Annotated in this window: 22 protein-coding genes and 2 pseudogenes; all 24 read left to right on the forward strand. The window is 40.0% G+C overall.

The genetic code is table 11. The features are described 5' to 3' along the window. Positions 1 to 149 precede the first annotated feature (149 nt). The 24 genes and pseudogenes from GFC30_RS02425 to GFC30_RS02540 all read left to right on the forward strand — a co-directional run bounded on the left by GFC30_RS02425 (position 150) and on the right by GFC30_RS02540 (position 23,190). Positions 150 to 1,350, forward strand: a pseudogene (locus tag GFC30_RS02425) (sensor histidine kinase). Beyond that, positions 1,325 to 2,005, forward strand: coding sequence for a response regulator (locus GFC30_RS02430; protein WP_066322745.1), 681 nt, complete (start codon positions 1,325 to 1,327; stop codon positions 2,003 to 2,005). Before GFC30_RS02425 ends, GFC30_RS02430 begins: the two are co-directional and overlap by 26 nt. A gap of 309 nt (positions 2,006 to 2,314) precedes the next feature. Continuing rightward, on the forward strand, positions 2,315 to 3,151 hold the full coding sequence (locus tag GFC30_RS02435) for a DegV family protein (protein ID WP_066322746.1): 837 nt from the start codon (positions 2,315 to 2,317) through the stop codon (positions 3,149 to 3,151). 78 nt (positions 3,152 to 3,229) lie between these two features. Further along, positions 3,230 to 4,723, forward strand: a complete 1,494-nt coding sequence (locus GFC30_RS02440) for an ATP-dependent helicase ComFA (RefSeq protein ID WP_066322747.1) — start codon at positions 3,230 to 3,232, stop codon at positions 4,721 to 4,723. After that, positions 4,720 to 5,424, forward strand: a complete 705-nt coding sequence (locus GFC30_RS02445) for a ComF family protein (protein WP_066322748.1) — start codon at positions 4,720 to 4,722, stop codon at positions 5,422 to 5,424. Before GFC30_RS02440 ends, GFC30_RS02445 begins: the two co-directional genes overlap by 4 nt. 72 nt (positions 5,425 to 5,496) lie before the next feature. Then, entirely contained in the window at positions 5,497 to 7,230 is a 1,734-nt protein-coding gene (locus GFC30_RS02450) for a hypothetical protein (RefSeq protein ID WP_066322749.1), read from the forward strand. Next, entirely contained in the window at positions 7,227 to 7,478 is a 252-nt protein-coding gene (locus GFC30_RS02455) for a flagellar biosynthesis protein FlhB (RefSeq protein ID WP_066322750.1), read from the forward strand. Before GFC30_RS02450 ends, GFC30_RS02455 begins: the two co-directional genes overlap by 4 nt. Before the next feature lie 11 nt (positions 7,479 to 7,489). Continuing rightward, on the forward strand, positions 7,490 to 7,927 hold the full coding sequence (locus tag GFC30_RS02460; protein WP_066322751.1) for a YaaR family protein: 438 nt from the start codon (positions 7,490 to 7,492) through the stop codon (positions 7,925 to 7,927). Positions 7,928 to 7,972: 45 nt separating this feature from the next. Beyond that, positions 7,973 to 8,386, forward strand: coding sequence for a TIGR03826 family flagellar region protein (locus GFC30_RS02465; protein ID WP_066322752.1), 414 nt, complete (start codon positions 7,973 to 7,975; stop codon positions 8,384 to 8,386). 66 nt (positions 8,387 to 8,452) lie between these two features. After that, positions 8,453 to 8,716, forward strand: a complete 264-nt coding sequence (gene flgM / locus GFC30_RS02470; RefSeq protein WP_066322753.1) for a flagellar biosynthesis anti-sigma factor FlgM — start codon at positions 8,453 to 8,455, stop codon at positions 8,714 to 8,716. Between the two features lie 29 nt (positions 8,717 to 8,745). Then, the gene (locus tag GFC30_RS02475) at positions 8,746 to 9,234 is read left to right on the forward strand and encodes a flagellar protein FlgN (RefSeq protein ID WP_066322754.1); all 489 of its coding nucleotides are present in this window, start codon (positions 8,746 to 8,748) and stop codon (positions 9,232 to 9,234) included. A gap of 24 nt (positions 9,235 to 9,258) precedes the next feature. Beyond that, a complete protein-coding gene (flgK, locus tag GFC30_RS02480) occupies positions 9,259 to 10,869 on the forward strand; it encodes a flagellar hook-associated protein FlgK (protein ID WP_066322755.1) in 1,611 nt (536 codons plus the stop codon). A gap of 10 nt (positions 10,870 to 10,879) precedes the next feature. Then, entirely contained in the window at positions 10,880 to 11,794 is a 915-nt protein-coding gene (gene flgL, locus GFC30_RS02485) for a flagellar hook-associated protein FlgL (RefSeq protein ID WP_066322756.1), read from the forward strand. Positions 11,795 to 11,839: 45 nt separating this feature from the next. Next, positions 11,840 to 12,421, forward strand: coding sequence for a DUF6470 family protein (locus GFC30_RS02490; RefSeq protein WP_066322757.1), 582 nt, complete (start codon positions 11,840 to 11,842; stop codon positions 12,419 to 12,421). 12 nt (positions 12,422 to 12,433) lie between these two features. Then, entirely contained in the window at positions 12,434 to 12,871 is a 438-nt protein-coding gene (fliW, locus tag GFC30_RS02495) for a flagellar assembly protein FliW (RefSeq protein ID WP_066322758.1), read from the forward strand. Positions 12,872 to 12,886: 15 nt separating this feature from the next. After that, positions 12,887 to 13,135, forward strand: coding sequence for a carbon storage regulator CsrA (gene csrA / locus GFC30_RS02500; protein WP_066322759.1), 249 nt, complete (start codon positions 12,887 to 12,889; stop codon positions 13,133 to 13,135). Further along, positions 13,132 to 13,317 (forward strand): hypothetical protein, encoded by a 186-nt coding sequence (locus tag GFC30_RS02505; RefSeq protein ID WP_066322760.1) that lies wholly within the window; start codon positions 13,132 to 13,134, stop codon positions 13,315 to 13,317. The genes csrA and GFC30_RS02505 overlap by 4 nt, the downstream gene beginning before the upstream one ends. Positions 13,318 to 13,457: 140 nt before the next feature. Beyond that, positions 13,458 to 14,273, forward strand: a complete 816-nt coding sequence (locus tag GFC30_RS02510; protein WP_066322761.1) for a flagellin N-terminal helical domain-containing protein — start codon at positions 13,458 to 13,460, stop codon at positions 14,271 to 14,273. A gap of 115 nt (positions 14,274 to 14,388) precedes the next feature. Continuing rightward, positions 14,389 to 16,335: a glycosyltransferase gene (locus GFC30_RS02515; RefSeq protein WP_238583533.1), complete on the forward strand. Its 1,947-nt coding sequence runs from the start codon at positions 14,389 to 14,391 to the stop codon at positions 16,333 to 16,335. Further along, positions 16,332 to 17,426, forward strand: a pseudogene (locus GFC30_RS17750) (glycosyltransferase); the annotation flags it as partial. The gene GFC30_RS02515 and the pseudogene GFC30_RS17750, both read left to right, overlap by 4 nt. Before the next feature lie 977 nt (positions 17,427 to 18,403). Continuing rightward, on the forward strand, positions 18,404 to 20,017 hold the full coding sequence (locus GFC30_RS17030; protein ID WP_066322764.1) for a glycosyltransferase: 1,614 nt from the start codon (positions 18,404 to 18,406) through the stop codon (positions 20,015 to 20,017). A 224-nt stretch (positions 20,018 to 20,241) separates the two neighbouring features. Further along, positions 20,242 to 21,111 carry a formyltransferase family protein gene (locus tag GFC30_RS02530; RefSeq protein WP_066322765.1) on the forward strand — a complete coding sequence of 290 codons (870 nt, stop codon included), beginning with the start codon at positions 20,242 to 20,244 and terminating at the stop codon, positions 21,109 to 21,111. 233 nt (positions 21,112 to 21,344) lie between these two features. After that, on the forward strand, positions 21,345 to 22,046 hold the full coding sequence (locus tag GFC30_RS02535) for a WbqC family protein (RefSeq protein ID WP_066327039.1): 702 nt from the start codon (positions 21,345 to 21,347) through the stop codon (positions 22,044 to 22,046). A 31-nt stretch (positions 22,047 to 22,077) separates the two neighbouring features. Next, positions 22,078 to 23,190 (forward strand): aminotransferase class I/II-fold pyridoxal phosphate-dependent enzyme, encoded by a 1,113-nt coding sequence (locus tag GFC30_RS02540; RefSeq protein ID WP_066322766.1) that lies wholly within the window; start codon positions 22,078 to 22,080, stop codon positions 23,188 to 23,190. The last annotated feature ends 3 nt before the right edge of the window (positions 23,191 to 23,193 follow it).

Here is a 23,193-nt window from a genome sequence, read left to right on the forward strand (position 1 = left end):
TTACGCTTTTTCTATTATAAATCGACAACTTTTTTCCTTCAATAAAACTTTTCACCGGAAAAATTTATCGTTTTTTTATTATGCTAACTTAAGAAGCCCTTCTCTATAGCTAGAAGGGTGAGGATTTCACCAAACGTTGGAGGAACGTTATGTCTTCATATAAAAAATTAAATGCTAAGGCATTGGATAAAATTGTCGAAAAAATGATTAATACCGTGCACGATAGCAAGGACGAAATTTTCCGAATTGGCGAGCAGTCGCGCCAAGAACATGACCGCTTGGTTAATGAACTAACGGAAACGAAACGGCGCGTCCAGCAAATTATTCAGGAAGCTGATCAATTAGAGGCGCAAGCGCGGCTTGCTCGGCAGCGTTTGTCGGCAGTAAATCGCCAATTTTCTCGTTACTCCGAAGAAGAAATTCGCGAAACGTACGAAAAAGCCCACGACTTGCAAATGAAAGTGACGATGATTCGCGAACAAGAAAAGCAGTTGCGGTTGCGCCGCGACGAATTGGAACGCCGGCTTGCCGGGTTGAAAGAAACGATTCAGCGCGCCGACCATTTAATTGGACAAATTACGGTCGTATTGAACTATTTAACGAGCGATTTCCGCGAAGTGAGCGAATTTATTGAAGGAGCGCGGCAAAAGCAAGAGTTTGGTCTGAAAATTATTGAAGCACAAGAAGAAGAGCGAAAGCGTCTGTCGCGTGAAATTCATGATGGACCTGCGCAGCTCCTTGCGCATGTGATGATGCGGTCGGATTTAATGGAGCGCATCATTCGTGAAAGGGGGGGCGGAAGAAGCGATTGTCGAAGTGCGTGATTTTAAAAAAATGGTTCGTTCTGCTCTTTACGAAGTGCGGCGAATTATATATGATTTAAGACCAATGGCGCTTGACGACTTAGGCTTAATTCCTACACTTCGTAAATATTTGCAAACGATGGAGGAGTATAACAAAAAAACGCGCATTTCCTTTGTACATATCGGAGAAGAAAAACGGCTACCCGCTCGATTTGAAGTGGCTATTTTCCGCCTCGTGCAAGAATCGGTGCAAAACGCGCTGAAACATGCCGATGCATCGGAAATTGAAGTGAAAATGGAGATGAACAAACAGCATTTGTTTTTGCTAATAAGAGATAATGGCAAAGGATTTGATACGACAGAGAAAAAAGAAGATGCATTCGGCTTGCTCGGCATGAAAGAGCGGGTTGAGCTATTGGAAGGAACAATGAACATACGCTCGCAAATTGGGGTCGGGACAACTATTTTTATTCAAATTCCACTCAATGCGGAGGCAACAGGAAGAAAGGGAGGAACGAGCGATGAAAACGCGCATCGTCATTATTGATGATCACCAACTATTCCGTGAAGGAGTTAAGCGCATTTTGCAATTTGAAGAACAATTTGAAGTAGTAGCAGAAGGGGCAGATGGGAGAGAAGCGCTTGCCCTTGTAGAAAAATATCGTCCAGATATTGTCATTATGGATATTAACATGCCGCACACGAACGGAGTGGAAGCAACGCGCCAGTTGATTGATACGTACCCAGATACGAAAGTTGTCGTTCTTTCCATCCATGACGACGAAAATTATGTGATGCATGCGTTAAAAAGTGGAGCATCAGGCTATTTATTAAAAGATATGGATGCGGATACGTTAGTCGAAGCGGTAAAAGTCGTAGCGGAAGGTGGCTCGTATTTGCATCCGCGTGTCACGCACAATTTAGTGAAAGAATATCGGCGACTTGCGGCTGGGGAAAACAAAAAAGAAGCGCCGGCAAAGCGCGAAGTATGCTTGCCTCTTCATTTGTTAACACGCCGAGAATGTGAAGTATTACAGCTATTAGCGGATGGAAAAAGCAACCGCGGCATCGGAGAAGCGCTTTTTATTAGCGAAAAGACGGTGAAAAACCACGTCAGCAACATTTTACAAAAATTAAACGTCAGCGACCGGACGCAAGCGGTCGTCGTCGCGATAAAAAACGGCTGGGTCGAAGTTCGCTAGCGAAGGTTGTCGAATCGTTCGACAGCCTTTTTTATTAAGACAGGAAAGCGTAAAATTTTGTAATGGGGCAGAGAGCTGTCTAGTTCCAAGTGCCATCGGTGTGATGCGCTCTGCCCCTTCTTTCGGCGGCGACACACTGCGTTCGCTTCTTTGAAATATCAGCCCAAGCTTTGCTTGGGCTGAGCCTCGTCGGTGGGGCTTGTGCGCTCTTCGCCGATAGGCGGGCGCTTTGCGCTTTTCTTAATGCAATTTGTCCCATTTTTCGCTACAATAAAGCTTAGACACTATCGAATGAGGAAGGTACGAGCGATGAAAACAGCGATTGTCACAGATAGTACGGCCTATATTCCGAAAGAAGTGCGGGAATCGTTGCGTATCCATATGATTCCGTTATGTGTGACGTTTGGCAACGAAACATACCGAGAAGAAGTGGATCTCAACGCCGAGCAGTTTTTTATCGAAGTGAAGCAGCATAAATATCTCCCGACGACATCGCAGCCGTCGACAGGGGCGTTTGTTGAACTGTTTGAGTCGCTAAGGGATTACGACGCCATCATTAGTATTCATTTATCGAGCGGCATTAGCGGGACGTACCAAGGGGCGGTGACCGCGGGAACGATGGTCGATATTCCGGTGTATCCGTACGATTCGGAAATTAGCTGCATGGCGCAAGGATTTTATGTCATCGAAGCTGCTCAGATGGCGCTTGATGGAAAACGCCCGGAAGATATTATCGCGCGCTTAGATGAAATGAAAAAATCGCTTCGCGCTTATTTTATGGTCGATGACTTAATTCATTTGCAGCGCGGCGGGCGCTTAAGCGGTGCACAAGCGTTCATCGGCAGCCTCTTGCAAGTCAAGCCTTTATTGCATTTTGAAAACAAAGTGATCGTGCCGTTTGAAAAAGTGCGTACACGCAAAAAAGCGATAAACCGCATCGAGGAGTTGCTCGCGGAAGACGCAGCCAGCGGCGCACCGATAAAAGCAGCGATTATCCATGCGAACCGTTTAAAAGAGGCAACCGCGTGGAAAGATGAGCTTGCAGCGCAATATCCGAACGTCGATTTTACGATCAGCTATTTTGGTCCAGTCATCGGCACGCATTTAGGTGAAGGGGCACTTGGGCTTGCTTGGTATCGGCCATAATGGCGTTCCTCTGTTGACGGAGGAGCGCCAAGCCCTTGGTTTTCATTGCTACCCATTATTTTTAGCAGGAGGGATACGATGCGTTTTATGTATGATGGAACAAAGTTAGTTCCCGAACCATTAAGTGCGGTCAGGGGAGAAAAGGCGGTGCCGATCAGCCATATTGCCACCATCCCCATCCGTGAACAAAATCCCTATTTTTCCGCTTCCTCTGAACTCCTTTCTTTTCTTGCCGGAAGGCAGCTTCTTCTCGAGGAACTTCCTTTTTCGCTCGAACAAATTCAAGCTCACTATGAAAACGGGTATGTATCGTATCAAAAAGGCGTTGCCTCTACCGAACAAGGGCATCGTTGCATGCGGTGTGGAAACGATGTGCCTCATTTATTTGCTTCCTTTTTTTGTGCCCGTTGTGAAACGGTATGCACGTATTGTCGAAAATGCGTGACGATGGGGCGAGTGAGTGAATGTACCCCGCTTGTTGTTTCTAACGTTCCACCGGAGCGCATCGTTTATCCTTATCCGCTCGTATGGACAGGGACGCTTTCGAAAGCGCAACAACAAGCCGCCGATGCGGTCGTACAAGCCATTGAACAGCGCACGGAACTGCTCATTTGGGCGGTGTGCGGCGCAGGGAAAACGGAAGTATTGTTCCCCGGCATTAAACGAGCGTTAGAACGTGGTGAGCGCGTGTGCCTTGCCACCCCACGAACGGACGTCGTCCTCGAATTAGCTCCGCGCCTAAAACGAGCATTTCCATCGGTCCCGACGATCGCTTTATACGGCGGTAGCGAAGAACGGAATAAGCAAGCGTCGCTCGTCATCGCCACTACCCATCAGCTGTTGCGATTTTACCGCGCGTTTGATGTCATGATTATGGATGAAGTCGATGCGTTTCCGTATTCTGTCGAGCCAATGCTCGCATACGCTGCTGAAAAAGCGCGCACGGAAACGTCCACTCTCCTCTACTTAACCGCTACTCCCTCAGAAAACTGGCAGCGAGAAATCAAGCAGAACAAACGAGCTGCTGTCACGATCCCTGCTCGTTACCACGGCTATCCACTCCCTGTTCCTATGTTTGAATGGTGCGGAAATTGGCGGAAAAAAGTAACCAAGGGGACGCTGCCAACGAATGTGCTCGCTTGGGTCGAAAAGCGGCTAGACGAGAAAAAACAAGCGTTTTTGTTTGTGCCCCATGTCGAGTTGTTGGAAAAAGTCGCCGCGATTTTGCAGCGGCTCGACCGCCGTATTGTCGGAGTGCATGCGGAAGATAAAGCGCGCAAAGAAAAAGTGCAGTCGTTTCGTGATGGTACTATTCCGCTTTTAGTGACGACGACCATTTTAGAGCGGGGAGTGACCGTTCCGAATATCGATGTGGCAGTGTTGGGGGCGGAAGACGATGTATTTACCGAAGGAGCGCTTGTACAAATCGCTGGAAGAGTGGGGCGCAGCGCCCAATATCCAAGTGGGGACGTTCGTTTTTTTCACTTCGGAAAAACGAGAGCGATGGTGAAGGCAAAGCAACATATTTGCCACATGAACGACGAAGCGAGAAAAAGGGGGGTATTGCGATGACCGTTTGTTTGCTTTGCCATCAGCGCTATGAGCCGAAACTAGGATGGGGCGATTTTTTAACAGTGAAACAACTAGACGTATTGTGCGAGATGTGCCGCCGCTCGTTTTCGTTGCTTGACGGAGAACGTTGCCATCGGTGCGACCGGCCGTTTTCGCAAGTTGCAGAGTTATACCGCCACGGTGAGTTATGCGCGGATTGCCTCCGTTGGCAACAAGCAGACGAATGGCGCGATGTATTGACGAAAAATCGCTCGGTCTATGTGTACGATGAATGGATGAAAGATGTGGTGGCGCGTTGGAAGTTCCGCGGCGATTATGCGCTTGTCGAGGCGTTTCGCACGGATGTTTGCCACGAATTTTTCCGCCATTTTTCCCCAGATGTCGTGCTTGTACCGATTCCGTTGAGCAAGAAGCGGTTGTATGAGCGCGGCTTTAATCAAGCGAAATCGCTCGCTGAGTTGCTTTCCCTTCCTATCGCCGACGTATTAGAGCGCGTCGATTCCGAAAAGCAGTCGAAAAAGACGAAAATAGAGCGGCTGCGGACGGTTCAGTTTCGGCTATGTATCGATGAATGGCGGTGCGACCAATGCGTTATCATTGACGATCTTTACACGACGGGCTCGACCGTTTACCACGCTGCACGCCTTTTGAAACAAGCAGGCGCGCGTGACGTATTTTCTTTTACGCTTGTCCGTGCGTAATGAAATCCATAAACATTTACAGTCATCTTGCCGATATAAAAAACAGTAAAGAATAAGAGTAGGTGGAAACCAATGCAAATTTCCAATGAGTGGACTACTAACTTACCGACGTACTACGATAAAGTGGATGAATTGCAAGAAGGAGAGACAGTCTTTGTCACAATTAAAGAAAAACTTGATCAGCAAGAAGCGATTGTAACGATAAACGGTCAAGAAGTACGTGCTCGATTCCAAAATGGTGTGCCGGATACAGATAAAGTGGTTGTACAGATTGAGCGGGTGACTCAAGATACAGTGGAAGTGAAAGGATTAGTGCAGAAGCCATTTGCACAATGGACGGAAGGAAACGACTTAGCGAAATTAGAGCAGAAATTAAAAGCGCAAGGGGTTATCCTCACTGTTGAAGAAAAGGCAACGGTAAAAAATTTTTTGGAACAAACAAAAGGAACAACAAAATGGGCAACTATTGAGGTGCTTGTTGCTAAAAAACTTCCCCTAAAATCTAGCTACTTACGCGCCGTTCATGAAATGATGAATGGAAAACCATTGGGGGAATCGTTAGAAAAACTAGCAGAAGCGGTTCGTTTTCCTTTGAATGATAAGGAGGAAGGTTCAAGCAGCCATCATGATGTTGACTTGGATTTACCGACTGTTATGCGTGCAGAAGGGCTATCTCAGCCTTATGTGAACGAAGATTGGTTTGTTAGTCTTCCTACCCAGACAAAAGATGTCGTCGTTCGAGTAGTAACTGAAAAGATGGCGCAAGCGACAGATGAGTTTCGCAAAATGAAAAACGATGTAGGGAATAAACTTGAAAAATCAATATCGTCGTTAACGAACGGTCAACTACGTGTGCAGCAAGGGAAGCTATGGATAGAAGCAGCTATCCACTCACTAGACCGAGCGATTTTACATGGGGATTTTATGTTGTTTACAGATATGGGCACAGAAAAACAGTTGTTGCAAGCAAGTTCAAAGTTGGCAGAAGCGAAACAACTATTTACTTCTGGAAAACAGAAAGAGGCGTTAATACTCGTAAATGAAGTAAAAAAACTGATGGAAACGGTACGTTTTCAGCCATCTGATGTGAAAGTGAAGCACTTTATTTCAGAAATAAAAGAAAAAACAAACGAAAATATGCCTATTCAGAAGCAGGTCGCTTCGCAATTGGAACGTTTGTTTAAAATGCCCGCCGAATCGTTTTCCGCTCGAAACACATTGGAGTACATGCGTCGCATTGGTCTTCAATATGAAAATGAATTAGCACAGATGGTTGAAAAGAGTGAGTCTATGCCACAGCATAATTTGAAATCATTATTACTTCAATTGTCGGAATCAGGGCAGAAGGCTGCGATTCCAGCCGAGAATATTATCGCTAATATAACAGGGCAACAATTAGCAAGTAAATTTGATCCGAAAAGCCATGCACAAACGATGGTGTACCAAATCCCAGTCATGATGGATAATAAAATAGAAACCCTCCATGTTTACTTGAACTCACGAAATGAACACGAGAAAGTGGATTGGCAAAATTGTAGCGTATATTTTGTGTTTGATACAGATAAATACGGTAAAGTAGGGTTGTTTTTACAGATGACAGAAAGAAATATAGCTATTACTGTGAAAACGGATGCTAAAGAAGCCGAAGAAACGTTAAGAGAGTTAGTAGAATCAGCACAAGAAAATTTGCAGCAAATCGGCTACAATATAAGTAAAATTTCTTTTACTAACATGACGGAGCAAATGCAATCCATGTCATCCATGAAAGAGGAGAATAGCGAGAAAGGATATGATGTGGTAGTATGAAAAATCGCTATAAACACTATTTTTCTGCTTTGGCTTGTTATGAGGGGGAAGTGAGTCGTCTAACAGAAACGACGAAGCGAACAATCGCAAAAGAAATCATTGAAAAAGCTAATGAACGAAATATACCATTACCAAAAGACCGCTCTCTTGTCGAACATTTAGCCGAACATGAACATCGTGTTCCAGCACAACTTTATGCAGTTATTGGGGAAATTGTCCGTTTGATGAAACAGCTCGATCAAATGTAGGAGCGAAGGATATGGAAATCCAAAAAATAACAAAAACTAACATACTCAAACCAAGCTCAAAAGAAAAAACAACTGCTGCTTCTGTTACGTTTTCGGAAATGGTGGCAAAAAACGAAGAAAATTTTATGCACGAACGTTTTCACCAACTTACTCAACAAATTGAGGAACAAGGGAAAAAGTTGCTTGAGTCGCGTTCGATTGAAGATTTACGAAAATATAAACAACTGGTTAAATCCTTGCTGAACGATGTGGTAAAACATGGACTACAGCTATCTGAACAACGCGGATTTAACTGGATGGGGCGTCAGCGCATATTTAAGATTGTAAAAGAAGTGGATACAAAGCTGCTCGAATTAACGAACAAGACGCTACAAAATGAACAAGAGGGAGTAGATTTGTTAACGGCCATTGGTGAAATCCAAGGATTAATTATTAATATTTATACGTAAAAGGAATTTAGTGGCTAGCTATTTATGCTTTAGGGGGATGAGAAGATGAATTTAGATAATTGTCCAAAATGTGGAGGTTTATTTGTAAAAAGCCAATTCCGCGATATTTGTGAGGGATGTTATCGAGAAGAGGAAAAACAATTTGAAAAAGTGTACCACTATATAAGAAAACGGGAAAATCGAATGGCTACCATTCCTCAAGTAGTGGAAGGAACAGGAGTAGAAGAGGATTTAATTATTAAATTTATTAAATCAGGACGGCTACAACTTGCTAATTTTCCGAACTTAGGTTATCCATGTGGACGATGCGGTACGATCATTCGGGAAGGGAAATTTTGTGTAAAATGTATGAAAGATTTGAATAAACAAATTGAGGTACTAAAACAAGAGGAAGAGCGGAAAAAAGAATCTCAGCACAAAAGAATATATTATACAAAGCAAAATGAGAAAGAAGATTAAAAAAGATTCTCAACATGTCGATAATATAAGTAAGAAATAAAGGACGGATATAAAGGAGGGAATGGTGTGCGAATTCATAACTTTTATTCCACAAAGATAGATCCTTATAAACTATACCCTAACAAGGCTTCCGTGAACGATAAGTCGAATCCAAAGAAAGACCAAGTAGAGATTTCAGAAGAAGCAAAAGAGTTACAACAAAATTCATCATGGATGTTGGAGCGGCAAAATAAAGTGCAAGCGCTAAAAGAACAAGTCCAAAGCGGAAGCTATAAAGTAGATGCATATGCGGTTGCCAAAAGTGTATACGATTTTTATTTTAACAAATAACACGTACCAGTTTATATCGGAGGGATTTCATGTCCGCCACACCGCTAGTTGATTTATTAGAAAAATATTTGACCGTGCACGAGCAATTGCTGCAATCATCTCGTAAAAAAACGGAGGTGCTAAAGAAAGGCGATACAGACGCCTTAATGACTATCGTCAAAGAAGAACAGAAAATATTGGCGATGATTAACCAAATGGAAAAAAAACGTATGGAATTAATGACTGATTTTGCCCATGATTGTTTAGCGCAGGACCTGACGTTAACGGCATGTATCGAATTAGCTCCATCATCGGAACAGGTAGTATTAAAAAGGTTACAAGACCAACTGTTAGAGGTGATGGCAGAGTTAAAAGAAGTCAATGAGCTCAATCAGCAGCTTATTGAGCAATCATTGCAATTTGTCAATATGACGCTTCAATTAATTTTGCCACAGCCGCAAGAAATCAGCTATCGTCATCCTCATTCGACTTCTTTGCGGCAAGATAATAGCTGGACAATTTTTGACTCAAAAGCATAGATATTGGAAAGAGGGGAATAAATAATGGGCTCAACGTTTCAAGGGCTGGAAATAGCAAAACGCGGCATGTTCACGCAACAAACGGCATTATATGTGACAGGTCATAACATTGCGAATGCGAATACCCCTGGCTACTCGCGTCAACGTGTCAATTTTGTAGAAACAGAGCCGTATCCAGCCGCTTCGATGAACCGCCCGCAAATTCCTGGACAGATGGGGACTGGTGTGGAAGCCGGTTCTATTCAGCGGGTGAGGGAGAGCTTTTTAGATGTGCAGTACCGTGAGGAAAATAATAAGCTTGGGTATTGGGAAGCAAGAGCAGATGCTACTGCCAAAATGCAAGATATTATGAACGAACCTTCAGACAACGGGCTATCCAAAACGCTCGATCAATTCTGGCAGTCATTGCAAGATTTAAGTGCTAACCCTGAGAATGAAGGGGCTCGCTCCGTTGTTCGACAGCGTGGATTGGCGGTAGTGGAAACATTTCATTATTTGTATGATTCGCTATCACAAATTCAAAAAGACTTTGGCAACCAAATTGGTGTGACGATTACCCAAATCAACTCACTGACTGCACAAATTAGCAATATTAACAAACAAATTAGTGAAATTGAGCCACACGGCTATTTGCCGAATGATTTATATGACGAAAGAGACCGACTCGTCGATCAGTTGTCAGAGCTTGTCAATGTACGTGTGGAAAAAGTATCGAGTGGCGGAAACACATTAAAAATTGCCGAAGGAACGTACAATGTGTATTTAGTAGACAACAGCGGCAATCCGATTCTAGATGGCAGCGGCAATAAAATTTATCTAGTGCAAGGTAGTACTGTGAATTCACTTTCCATTCCGAGTCCGAATGGACAAGATATTGATGGAGATGGCGTGACAGAAACCCCCTCTGGTGATATCGACCAGATGCAAGTAGGGACAACGACTATACCGATTACCACTTTTTCATCGGGTAAATTGCTAGGTCTTGTGGAATCATTTGGGTATAAAGATTCATTAGGAAATACAAAAGGGATTTATCCGGAAATGGTTAGCCATTTGAACGATTTAGCCTACGCGTTCGGTACAGTATTTAACAAAGTTCATCAACAAGGATACGCATTAGATGGAAGTACAACGGGCATTGATTTTTTTAGTGGTTTGACAGCAACAGACGCTGCTAAAAACATTACATTATCTTCAGCGATTGACGATCTATCGAAAATTGCGGCATCTATTGATGGAACATCAGGAAACGGCAATAACGCTATCAACTTGGCGAATGTCGGAAAAATGTTGTTGTCGTCCAATTCCGTGAGCTTAGTTGGGACATCGACGATTTTAGATTTAACAACCCTTGGACTACCACTAACATCTGGGACGATCAAATCTAATTACGAAGGATGGATTGGAAAACTAGGAGTGGATGGGCAACAAGCAGAACGAATGAAAAATAATAGCGATACGTTAAAACAATCGGTCGACGGCCGCCGTCAATCGGCTAGTTCTGTCTCATTAGACGAGGAAATGACTAATATGATTAAATACCAGCATGCTTATAATGCAGCAGCGCGGCAAATTACGGTGATTGATCAAATGTTGGATAAAGTGATTAACGGAATGGGAATTGTAGGAAGGTAGGTGAAGAAGCATGCGCGTAACACAAGGAATGTTGGCTTCTAATATGCTGAGAAATTTAAGCACAAGCTACGCACAACTTGGAAAATATCAAGACCAACTATCGACGGGAAAAAAGATTAATCGACCTTCGGACGACCCGGTTGTGGCGATGAAAGGGATGGTGTACCGCACGAATTTAACTGAGGTACAGCAGTTTAAGCGTAACTTTTCGGAAGCGAATAGCTGGATTGATAATTCTGACTCGGCGCTTGATGAAGCGACACAAGTGTTACAAAGGATCCGCGAACTTGTTGTGCAGGCAAGCAACGACACATACGAATCAAGCCAAAGAGCCTCGATTGCTCAAGAAGTAAAGCAATTGACAGATCATCTTGTCACTATTGCCAATACAAAAGTAGGAGATAAATATATTTTTAACGGAACAGATACACTAAAACAGCCGGTAGACTTGAATCAAACCCCACCTGTTGCACCAACGAACTCGCAACAAGTCAATATTGAGCTATCACAAGGAATTTATATACCGGTAAATGTGGATGCAACGAAAATATTTGGATATGATACTACAGCAACGGCGGCAAACGGCAATAGATTATTTAGTGATCTGCAATTTTTAAACAACGACTTAAACGATCCGACGAAGTCAGGGAAAGACATTAACCAATATCTTAGCTACATCGACAAGCATATAAATAATTTCCTAAGCGCCCGTGCGGAATTAGGGGCACGAATGAACCGCATAGAATTAATGGAAGATCGGGTCGACCAACAAGAGGTAATCGCTAATAAAATTTTATCCGATAATGAAGATGCTGATATCGAGCAAGTAATTACGGATTTAAAAACACAAGAAAGCGTACATCGTGCCGCTCTCGGTGTCGGTGCCCGTATTATTCAGCCGACGCTTCTTGACTTTTTACGTTAAGCTATCTTGTGAGGGCAAGATAGCTTTTCCTCTGGAGGGAGAAAGATGCAGCTTCCGCAAATACGCTTGCAATCGACGTTTGCAAAAATCGCGATTCATACCACTCCGCCTGTGCAGGAAATAAAACAGCCGCCGGCAGAGTTAGAAATTACGCAACCGCCTGCCCAATTAACGATGGAAACCACTCCTTCAAAACTAACGATTGACCAAACAAAAGCATGGGAAGACATGGACTTAAAGCATATTTTCCGCCGCATTGAAGAATTTGCGCAAAAAGGGTATGAAGACTGGTTGGAAGGCATTGCCCGCGTATCTCGGCAAGGAGATGAGTTGATGAGAATTGAAGATGGCGGACAGCCGCTGGTCGAGCAAGCAAAAGAAAACAGCGACAAGCCAATGTATGAATTTAACATTGGGTGGATTCCATCTCTTTTTAGCGTCAAGACTAATTTTGAACCAGCAAAAGTGCATATTGACGTGAAGGTTCATAAGCCGATGGTTCAGGCGAAAGCGAATAAACCGATAATTCACTATACACCAGGAAAAGTAAACGTTGATTTGGCACAGCGAAATTCGTTGAAAATTGACTTTGTCAACATTGGTAATCAAGTAGAAATTTCTGTTTAAAGGTGTGGGATGATGAAACTCCGTACAAAATACCACGGTGAGGTGGAAGTTAATGGCACAGACATTTTTTATTTTTCAAACGGTATTCCAGGATTTTTAGACGAAAAACAGTTTGTTTTGTTGCCGATTGAGGATACCCCTTTTATTATTTTACAGTCGGTGAAGACACCAGTACTTGGATTTGCAATGATTGACCCGTTTTTGTATTTTCCAGACTACGATATTGAACTGGATGAGCAAACTATCGAACGGCTTGAACTTTCGTCTGAACGTGATGTGGCAGTATACGTTATTTTAACGGTTGCTGATCCGTTTGAGAATACAACTGCTAACTTACAGGCACCGATTGTTGTAAACCGTGCAAAAAAATTAGGCAAGCAGGTGATTCTAACGAATACACCTTACCGAACGAAGCACCGGTTATTTCCTGAAAAAGCAGGAGCTAAGTAAAAGGAGGCGAGAAAAGTGCTTGTACTAACGCGTAGATTACATGAAGCGATTCAAATCGGCGGGGAGATTGAGATTATTGTTCTTTCTATCCAAGGCGATCAAGTAAAGCTAGGAATCAATGCTCCGAAACATGTCGATATTCACCGCAAAGAAATCTACCTCGCTATCCAAGCGGAAAATAGTGAAGCGTCTCTCGCCTCGAAAACCGTTTTACATGAATTACAAAGCCATCTGAAAAAACTAGAAAGGGGGGAGAACGAATGAGTCTTAGCATCGGCGGAGTGCAAGTTCAAGGGGTGATTGCGCGCGTGGTCGAAGACAATAAACAAATTGCCGAACAAGCGCTGAATGAAATCATTAATAGACATAAGGACGACCCAGCGCACAACATCAAAGAGATTCAACAACCATCTCCATTTTCACAATTTCTTGACATTAAAATCTAATTTTTTTACAAAAAAACTATTAAACTTTTAAATAACTAATCCGATAATAAAAGTGAACGCAGGTAAGAAAGGCGGCCGACTTTCGAAACTGCAGCCAACCACACGGACGTGGAAAAAACACATTCAAGGAGGAAAAAACAATGAGAATCAATCATAATATTGCAGCTCTTAACACTTACCGCCAACTAACATCGGGTACAAGCGCAGCAGCTAAAAACATGGAGAAGTTATCTTCTGGTCTTCGCATCAACCGTGCCGGCGATGACGCAGCAGGTCTTGCGATCTCTGAAAAAATGCGCGGTCAAATTCGCGGGTTAGATATGGCTGCGAAAAACTCTCAAGATGCGATTTCTTTAATCCAAACTGCAGAGGGCGCATTGAATGAAACTCATGCGATTCTTCAACGCATGCGTGAACTAGCAGTTCAAGGTGGTAACGATACAAACACAACTGCAGACCGCAACAACATTCAAGACGAGTTAAATCAATTATTGTCTGAAATCGACCGCATTTCTAACACAACACAATTTAACACTAAAAACTTGTTAGACGGTTCATTTATTGGCACATTCCAAGTAGGTGCAAATGATAATCAAATTATTTCATTGTCTATTAACTCAATGAGCACTGGTTCAGGCGCTCTTAATGTGGCTGGTATTTCTGTTGGTTCAAACGCTTTATCGAGCCAAGCTATTGCATCGATTGATAACGCAATTAGCGCGGTGTCTAAAGAACGTTCTAAACTTGGTGCATATCAAAACCGTCTAGAGCACACTATTAACAACTTGTCAACATCATCGGAGAACTTGACTGCTGCTGAATCTCGCATCCGCGATGTAGACATGGCAAAAGAAATGATGGAATTCACGAAGAACAACATCCTTACTCAAGCAGCACAAGCGATGCTTGCGCAAGCTAACCAACAACCACAAGGCGTTCTTCAATTACTTCGCTAATATAACCAAGTCCCTCTTTTTAGAAGAGGGACGTTTAAAAAAGTATCGTGTCTTTCCTACGATAAGAATGACACGATATTTTTTTAAACGAGTTAATTAAAAAGGGATGTGTGCCATGAAGCCATTACTATCGTTATGTATAATTGTGAGAAATGAAGAGAAGGTATTACAACGTTGTCTTGATTCCGTGCATGGTATTGTCGATGAAATTATTATTGTTGATACTGGGTCAACTGATTCCACAAAAGAAATTGCTCTAAAGTATGTAGATAAAATATATGATTTTGAGTGGACAAATAGCTTTGCGGATGCCCGAAATTATGCACAAAATCAAGCAAGCGGGGAATGGATTTTAGTTCTTGATGCAGATGAGTATGTTGATAGGGAGAGCCTGCAACAACTAATGACAATATTAAAAAACTCAAAGGAAAATATAGATGGTTATGATGTGACAATCTATAACTTCATGGGTACGTATGGGGAGCGTGTCCTTCAGCATAAAAGTACAAGAATATATCGGAATAGCCCTCATATTCGCTATTATCGCTCCATTCACGAACAACTACAAAAAAATGGTAATCATGAATTAACGACAGAAATGATTCCTTTTATTATTTATCATTCAGGATATATGACTCAAACTGTCAAAGAAAAGAGAAAGAATGAACGTAATGCCCCGTTAATTGAAAAGGAATTGAATTTTTCTAATAGTAAAGGTTTTGATTACTTTAATTTGGCAAATGAGTACCTCTCTAAAGCTGAGGTAGAAGAAGCTCTAAAGTATTACCTAATGGCTTATAAGTTGAAACCTGATTTTAGATTTAGTTGGGTTTCAATTTGTATTGTGCAAATTATTTTGTGTTTGAAATATTTAGAAAGATTTAATGATGCGTTAAATGTTATAAGCGATGCCGAGCATATTTACAGTGAAACTCCTGATTTCAAATATTTAAGAGGCGAAATTTATTATTTGCAGCATAGATACGATGACGCCTTAGAAGTTTTATCAGAGCTAGTAAACAATAAACATAAGTATCAAAAATTTATAAAGAGTATCGAGTATTTAGAGTATGATCCGCATATTTTACTTGGGCATATTTATAAACATAAAGGAAATCTACAAGAAGCCGTCCATCATTATACGAGTGCATTGTCTATAAATAATAAGAGTTACGAATCCTTATATCATGTTTTAGGCTTGTTGGCTAAATGTCATTCTGGAGATGAGGTTATCCAATTTTTAGAAAGACGAAATTGGTTTACTAATGAAAGGGATATATTGCTTTTATTAAGAGTTGCTCTTAACTTAGGCCTAGAAGCGATTACTGAATATTATGTTTCAAAGTTAAAAGAAGAATACGTTAGAAAAGGATTCGAAATTAAACTAAATATTTTAAAAGGAGAATATGAAGAAGCAATTACACAATTACTAAATGGTTCTTTATATTCTTTAGAAACTTATATAAAAAATGGTTGCTTAGATTTGTACGATGTTTTGATTGCTTCATTAATTTCCGGAAGATTAGAGGTTGTTCAATTGCTAATCACTATAGTTGGAGATGAAAAGGAAAGAGAGTTTTTGAAATTTATTATTCAAGACTCGGATTGCGTTCCGGAACAAAGTTTTTATCTTCATTTAATCGAGCGAACCATTCAACTGCAAAAATATGACCTATTCGAGCAATTAATTGGTTTGCGAAATCAATTTAGCAACAAAATTAATCTTTATCTTGGACATTTGCTGCATCGTTATGAATTTATTGAAGTAGCTCTTGGATTTTACCAAAGCATTGAAGACTTCAATGCTTTGGATGCAGATGGTTTTGTTAATATAGTTGAAGGCCTAGCCATGAAGGAACAGTTTGCAGAAGCCATTCAATATGGGTTGTTAGCCATCAATCTCGGTCATCATGATTTTCGATTATATAAATATGTGTTGGAACTGATGAAACTAAGTGGGATGCAAGAAGAACGCCTTACTATTTTACAGGAGGCTAAAAACATTTACCCTGACAGCAAATGGCTTATACAGCAGAGGGAATTAAGAGGGAGACTTATATGAAAACAAGTATCATTATTCTCACTCATAATCAACTTGACTATACAAAGCAATGTATCGAAAGCATTAGAAAATACACAAACGAAAAAAGCTATGAAATCATTGTTGTTGACAACCACTCTACTGATGGAACAGTAGAGTGGTTGAAACAACAACGCGACATCCAAGCCATTTTTAATGATGAAAATTTGGGGTTTCCGAAAGGCTGCAATCAAGGAATAGAGATTGCATCAGGAGATAATATTCTGCTTTTAAATAACGACACAGTCGTAACGAAAAATTGGCTTGATAATTTGTTAATATGCCTGTATAGTTCTGATGATATTGGGGCGGTCGGACCCATAACCAACTCGGCAGCATATTATTCAACGATTCCGGTGAACTATACATCGATTGATGAAATGCATCGGTTTGCCGCAGGCTATAATGTTTCTAACCCTAATAAATGGGAAGAAAGGTTAAAATTAATTGGTTTTTGCATGTTAATGAAAAGAGAGGCTGTAAATAGAGTAGGATTTCTTGATGAACAGTTTACGCCGGGGAATTTTGAGGATGACGATTACTCGGTCCGCTTACGCAAAGCAGGATACCGTTTGATGCTCTGTAAAGATACGTTTATTCACCACTACGGAAGTGTATCGTGGAAAAAGGATGTTAATGCCTATTCTCGCGTTTTGACTGAAAATGAGAAGAAGTTTAAGGAAAAATGGGGAACAGATTCGAATTCATATCGAGTGGACTGTGAAATGGTGGAATGCATAAAGGCGCGTAAAGACGAAGCACTTTGTGTGCTTCATATTGGTGCTGGATCAGGCGGTACTTTGTTGAAAGTGAAAAATGAGTATCCACTTGCCCAATTATATGGTGTTGAGAAAAATCCATTTTCAATTGAAGAGGCAAGCAGGTTCGCGATCATGACTGACAGCTTTGAGCATCATGACATCATTGATCGGGAGTTTGATGCCATTTTATTTAGCGGCGACACTTTTTTGCTAGATAAAAGGCTGCTTCAATTTATTGTAAGGCATCTTAAAGAGAATGGATTGTTTATTGCGAAGCTTCCTAATATTGGCCATTGCTTAGTGATACAGGACTTATTAGACGGCGGTAACCCTGTTTTGGATCGTAATATGTACAGTTTTTCACAAATTTACTACCTGTTAAAAGAAGCGGGATTCCGAACCTCTATCTCTGGACTAAAGCCTTTTATTAGCGACAGCCAGCAGCATTTTATGGATCAGTTAGCGACTATATATGGAGATAGTGTTCGTCCGATGCTGGAGTCCAGCTACTTTTTAGTGGCTGCACAGTTTGAAAATCGTCAACTCTTATCCTTACTAGATGAGCTTATGTCTGGGAAAAACGTATGGGCAGAATTACAGAATTATTTGCCAGAACAAATTATTACCACAATTAAAGAAAATAATCATAATTCATTGGATGTATTGAATCGATTGGCAATTGAAAATTTTGCAGCTGGACATCATGAACATGTTTTACCTTATTTGCACGCTGCTTTTGAAATGGAACCAGATCATGCGGATACCCTTTATAATTTAGCTTTTGTGCTGAATTCGTATGGAGAGAAAGAATTGGCTAACCGATATTTGTCCTTCATTAAAAATCCGGATGAAGAGGTTCAAAAGTTGTTTGAGGAAATTAATGAAAAGCCGCTGAAAAACGTTCAAACGCTTACATTTTTGTTGCGTCGATTGGAGTTCGAGGTTGATTTAGAAGAAACGAAACAAGCAATTGTGCAGGAATTAAGGGGAAATGAAATTGATGAAACGCTTATAAAAGAAGTATTGAACACATGCATCATCGACAAAATTAAAGTGCTTCAGTCCCTTGCGATAATTTGTTTTGAGCACGGGTTGCACGAACATGTTTTGCCTTATTTTCATGTTGCTTACGACCTTGATCCAACGAATGGAGATACTCTTTACAATTTAGGTTATGTACTGCTTTATTATGGGGAATACGAATTGGCAGAAAGATTCTTACAGCAAATTCAGCAGCCTGATGAACAAGTATTAGATTTATTAAAGGTTGCAAGAGGAGAGTCTTTGTAATGAATGACAAAAAAATTGCCTTTATTTGTTGTGTTAATAATCGAGCTTTATATGAAGAATCTGTACGGTATGTAAAATCTCTTCATGTGCCAGTGGGATATGAAATTGAATTAATTGCTATCGAAGGTGCTTACAGTATCACTTCAGGATACAATCAAGGAATGAGGCAGACAGATGCAAAGTATAAAGTGTATTTGCATCAGGATGTGTTTATAGTTAACAAAAATTTCTTATATGATATTATTGCTCTTTTTGAAAAGTATCCTAAATTAGGGTTGATTGGAGTAGCTGGGGCTAAAACAATTCCAAAAAACGGTGTTTGGTGGGAGAGCACGCAACGATTTGGCAAGGTTTATGACAGTCATACTGGGGAAATGAAGTTATTAAGTTTTAAAGATACAGAACTAGATTATGAACCTGTTCAAGCGATCGATGGTTTAATAATGGTTACTCAATACGACATTCCATGGCGGGATGATTTGTTTACGGGCTGGCATTTTTATGACCTTTCGCAATGTCAAGAGTTTTGGCTAGCGGGTTACGAGGTAGGGATTGTACGCCAAAATGAGCCATGGTGCATACACGATTGCGGTATAGTGAATGTGAAAAATGGTTTTGATAAGTATAGAAGAAAATTTATGGACGTCTATGGAGAAGAAGTCCGGAGATTAAATAAACAGTTTTTGCCTCTTGTGAGTGTGTTAATCCCTACTTATAATCGTCCGTATTATTTTGAACTTGCTTTACAAAGCGTACTAAATCAAACTTATGAAAATATTGAGATCATTGTGTGCGATGATAGTACAAATGATGGGGTGAAAAATGTAATAGAGCCTTATTTAAAGAAATACAGTCACATTAAATACTATAGAAATGATCCGCCATTGGTAGCCGGAAATTTTGATCGCTGTTTTGAGTTAGCTAAAGGTCAATATATTAATTATTTAATGGATGACGATTTGTTTCATCCAGAAAAAATAGAAAAGATGATTCAGTATTTTGAAACTCATAAAGATGTGATACTTGTTACATCGTATAGAAAATTGATTGACGAAAACGGATATGAGCTACCTGATTTGCCAACTACTAAGAAACTTTTTTATGAAGATACGATTATTGACGGAAAAGTACTGGGAGATTATATGCTTAAAAATAACGTTAATGCCATAGGGGAGCCAACGACTGTGCTATTTAAAAAGCAACATTTGTGCGAGACCTTTGGGCATATTAATGGCCGAAGAGTCCCAATACTTAATGATTTGACATCGTGGATATTGCTCTTAGAGAAAGGAAAGGCTGTATATATATCTGAACCATTAAGTTACTTTAGGCAACATCCCGGTCAAAATCAAAAATCATTAAAGTTTGCCAAGAATGCGATAGGAGATTGGATATACTTAATAACACAATCGCGTAACAAAGGTTTTTTAGCAGTTGAAACGGATTATAAGCTGGCATTGAATAACGTGCTCAAAACGGCTCACTATGTCCTACAATTGTATATTAATGAGTCTCAAACAAATTTGCTTGATTACGAAGAATTGAAGTCCAACTTTGAAATACTAACTACTGAAATTGTAGGAAACGTTCAAAAAACCGATATTCAATGTTAGAGTGCAGATATTGTCTAAAGATTCCTAATCCACATCAGCTTTTTAAAATTAGCATATGTTCAATTTGAGAAATAAATATATATAAGTTGCAATAAAGAATTTCCGATTTTTCGTTTCCGTTTTTATCTCAATACGAGCTGATATGGTATAACGTGGAAGGTAGTAAGCTGGATGTAAAACAAAATTAGATGACGATTTACTTATAAAAAGGGGTCGACTTGTAATTGAAAAAATATCTTTTCGTTGGAAACAGGGTTGGGGTTTTGAAATTTTTAATAGAATCTGGGTATCACATCGAGAAAATACTTATTCCTACTTTCAACTATGTTCAAACATACCTAGATAAAACAGGTACAAAATATGAAATATTTCATAATAAAAACGAGCTTTTATCAAAAATTATAAATACAGATTTTGATGTTTTAGTCTCAAATGGTTGCCCATTTATACTGCCTGTTTCCCAGCTCAAAAAAGGGCATCAGATCTTTGTTAATATTCATCCCTCATACTTGCCGGATTTAAGGGGGAAAAGCCCGATTAATGGAGCGATCCTGTTTAATAAAGATCCGGGGGCGACATGCCATATAATGGATGATGATATTGATTCAGGTGATATTATTTCACAAGTTAAATTTCATTATAGTGATGATTTAGACTTAGGATTGCTATATAAACTATGTTTTATCGCTGAAGTTGACGCGTTTAAAGAAGCTATTCGAGTGAACTTTTCCCCGAAAAAATCACAGATAATTGGAGAGAACTATATTTATTTTTCAAGTTCTCACAGCGATTTACTCATCAATTTTGATGATAGTGCTGAGAAGATTTGCAAGCAAGTCAAGGCTTTTGGCGTTAGATCGCAGGGGGCACGATTTACTTTCAAAAATCAAGAGTTTATTGTATTAGAAGCGCGTGTTATTACAAACAAGTATCTTTTGTCAAAATTAGATGATTATAAAAACTTACAGATAGCGTTTATTTATGACGATAACATTGTCTTTAGAAAGGATGGTAAGTTTGTAAAATTCGGAAAAATTATAGGAAAGATACATTATTTGGAGGAAGGCGACATATTGAAAAATGAGTTTAAATAGAACAGCAATTTTGTTTATGTATATACATGCAACTGGGGAGTTTAACTTGTTTTTTCGACTGTCGGAGGCAAGCCAAAGGCTTGCCTGCGTTACGCGTTCGCGTGATAGAGAACCGAACAACGAGCCGCTTCCCAGACAAATTTATTTGTCTGGGAAGCGGTGTTGTTGGGTCGCTCGAAAGTCGAAAAATGTTAACACTTCAATGTGCATTTATATAGGAAGCGGGGATGTTTGTGAAAATAGCAATTATGCAGCCTTATTTATTTCCCTATATTGGATATTTTCAGCTTATCCACACTGTTGATGTATTTGTGTTATATGATGATGTTCAGTTTATTAAAAAGGGATGGATTCATAGGAATAGGCTGTTAGTCAACGACAAAGACTATCTATTTACATTAAGTTTGCAAAAATCGCCAAGAGAAACGATTATTAAAGAAAAATTTTTTTCCGACCAGTTTGATTATGAAAAAGGAAAGCTATTGCAATTAATTGAGCATAGCTATCGGAAAGCCCCCTTTTTTAACGAGGTGTATCCTCTTATACAGCATATTATAAGCCATCAGGATCGAAATGTATGCTCTTTTATATATCAATCGTTAGTAGCGATTTGTGGTTATTTGGAAATAAAGACTCGTTTTATTTTTTCGTCTGAAATCAATAAAAATAATGCGTTAAAAGGTCAGGAAAAAATTATCGAAATTAATAAATTATTGAAATCTGATTGCTATATTAATCCTATCGGGGGTACAGAGCTTTATTCTAAAGCGAGATTTAGGGAAGAAGGTTTAGAGCTTTATTTTTTAAAACCTAAACTAATACAATATAAACAATTCGGTGCTGAATTTATTCCATGGTTGTCGATCATTGATGTGTTAATGTTTAATTCCAAAGATATCGTGAAAAATTTTCTTAATGAGTACCAATTAATTTAGTATAAACTAAAACAGTGAGGAATCAGTTTGGATGGAAAAAATTCCTTTTTTAAAGCCGAACTTAATAACATTAGATTCATATAAACACTATATTCTAGAAATAGACAATAGTAAAATTTACACGAATTACGGTCCATTAAACGACAAGTTTGAAAAGAGAATTTTAAGCGAATATTTCAATGATTCAGGGGCTGTAACCACTGTAAATAATGCGACGCTAGGATTGATTTTGGCGATTTCTCAGCTGAAACGACCTCAGGGCAAATATGCTCTTATGCCAAGTTTTACATTTTCCGCGACGCCTTTAGCTGCTATGTGGTGTGGATTAGAACCTTATTTTATCGATATAAATGAAGATGATTGGTTTATGAACGAAACACAACTGGAAGAAGTGTTGCATCAACTGGGAGATGAAGTGGCGGTTGTTGTTCCATATGCTACATTTGGGAACTATTTAGATCTTTCTTATTACCAGCAGCTACATCAATCGGGTATTCCAGTGGTTGTAGATGCGGCGCCTTGCTTTGGTACTACCTATAATGGACAACATATCGGTCAGGGTTTCGGTGGGGCGGTTGTCTTTAGTTTCCACGCTACGAAATCTTTTGGAATTGGTGAAGGTGGATTAATCTATAGCTATGATCAAGAGTTAGTAAAAAATATTAGGATTGCCGCTAATTTTGGTTATTATGGAAAGCGGGAGTCGATTGCGTTCGGACTTAACGGAAAAATGTCTGAATATTTCGCGGCGATCGGATTAGCTACATTAGATGTGTACCAGCAAAAAATTTCACAAAGAGAACAACTTTATAATATTTATCTTGAGGAAATAATAGAAGCAGGCCTATTGCAGCAAGGATGGGGTGTTCAAACAACGAAGGGGAGAATACCTTTTCAATTTTTTTCAATATTGTGTCCTCAAGATGAGCAGAATACGTTTTATATAGAAAAATTTGAACATCACAATATTCAAACTGTTTCTTATTTTTCTCCAGCCTGTCATCAGCAAAAGCAGTTCATGAATTGTCCATGCGCCGATCTTATGGTAACAAATGAAGTGACAAAGCGGGTTCTAAGTCTTCCGTTTTGGGAAGAGATGGATCGGTCTATTGTTAGGCGCATTGTCCATACAATTGTGAAGTGAATA

Source organism: Anoxybacillus amylolyticus, assembly GCF_001634285.1.
In the GTDB taxonomy this organism is placed as follows: domain Bacteria; phylum Bacillota; class Bacilli; order Bacillales; family Anoxybacillaceae; genus Anoxybacteroides; species Anoxybacteroides amylolyticum.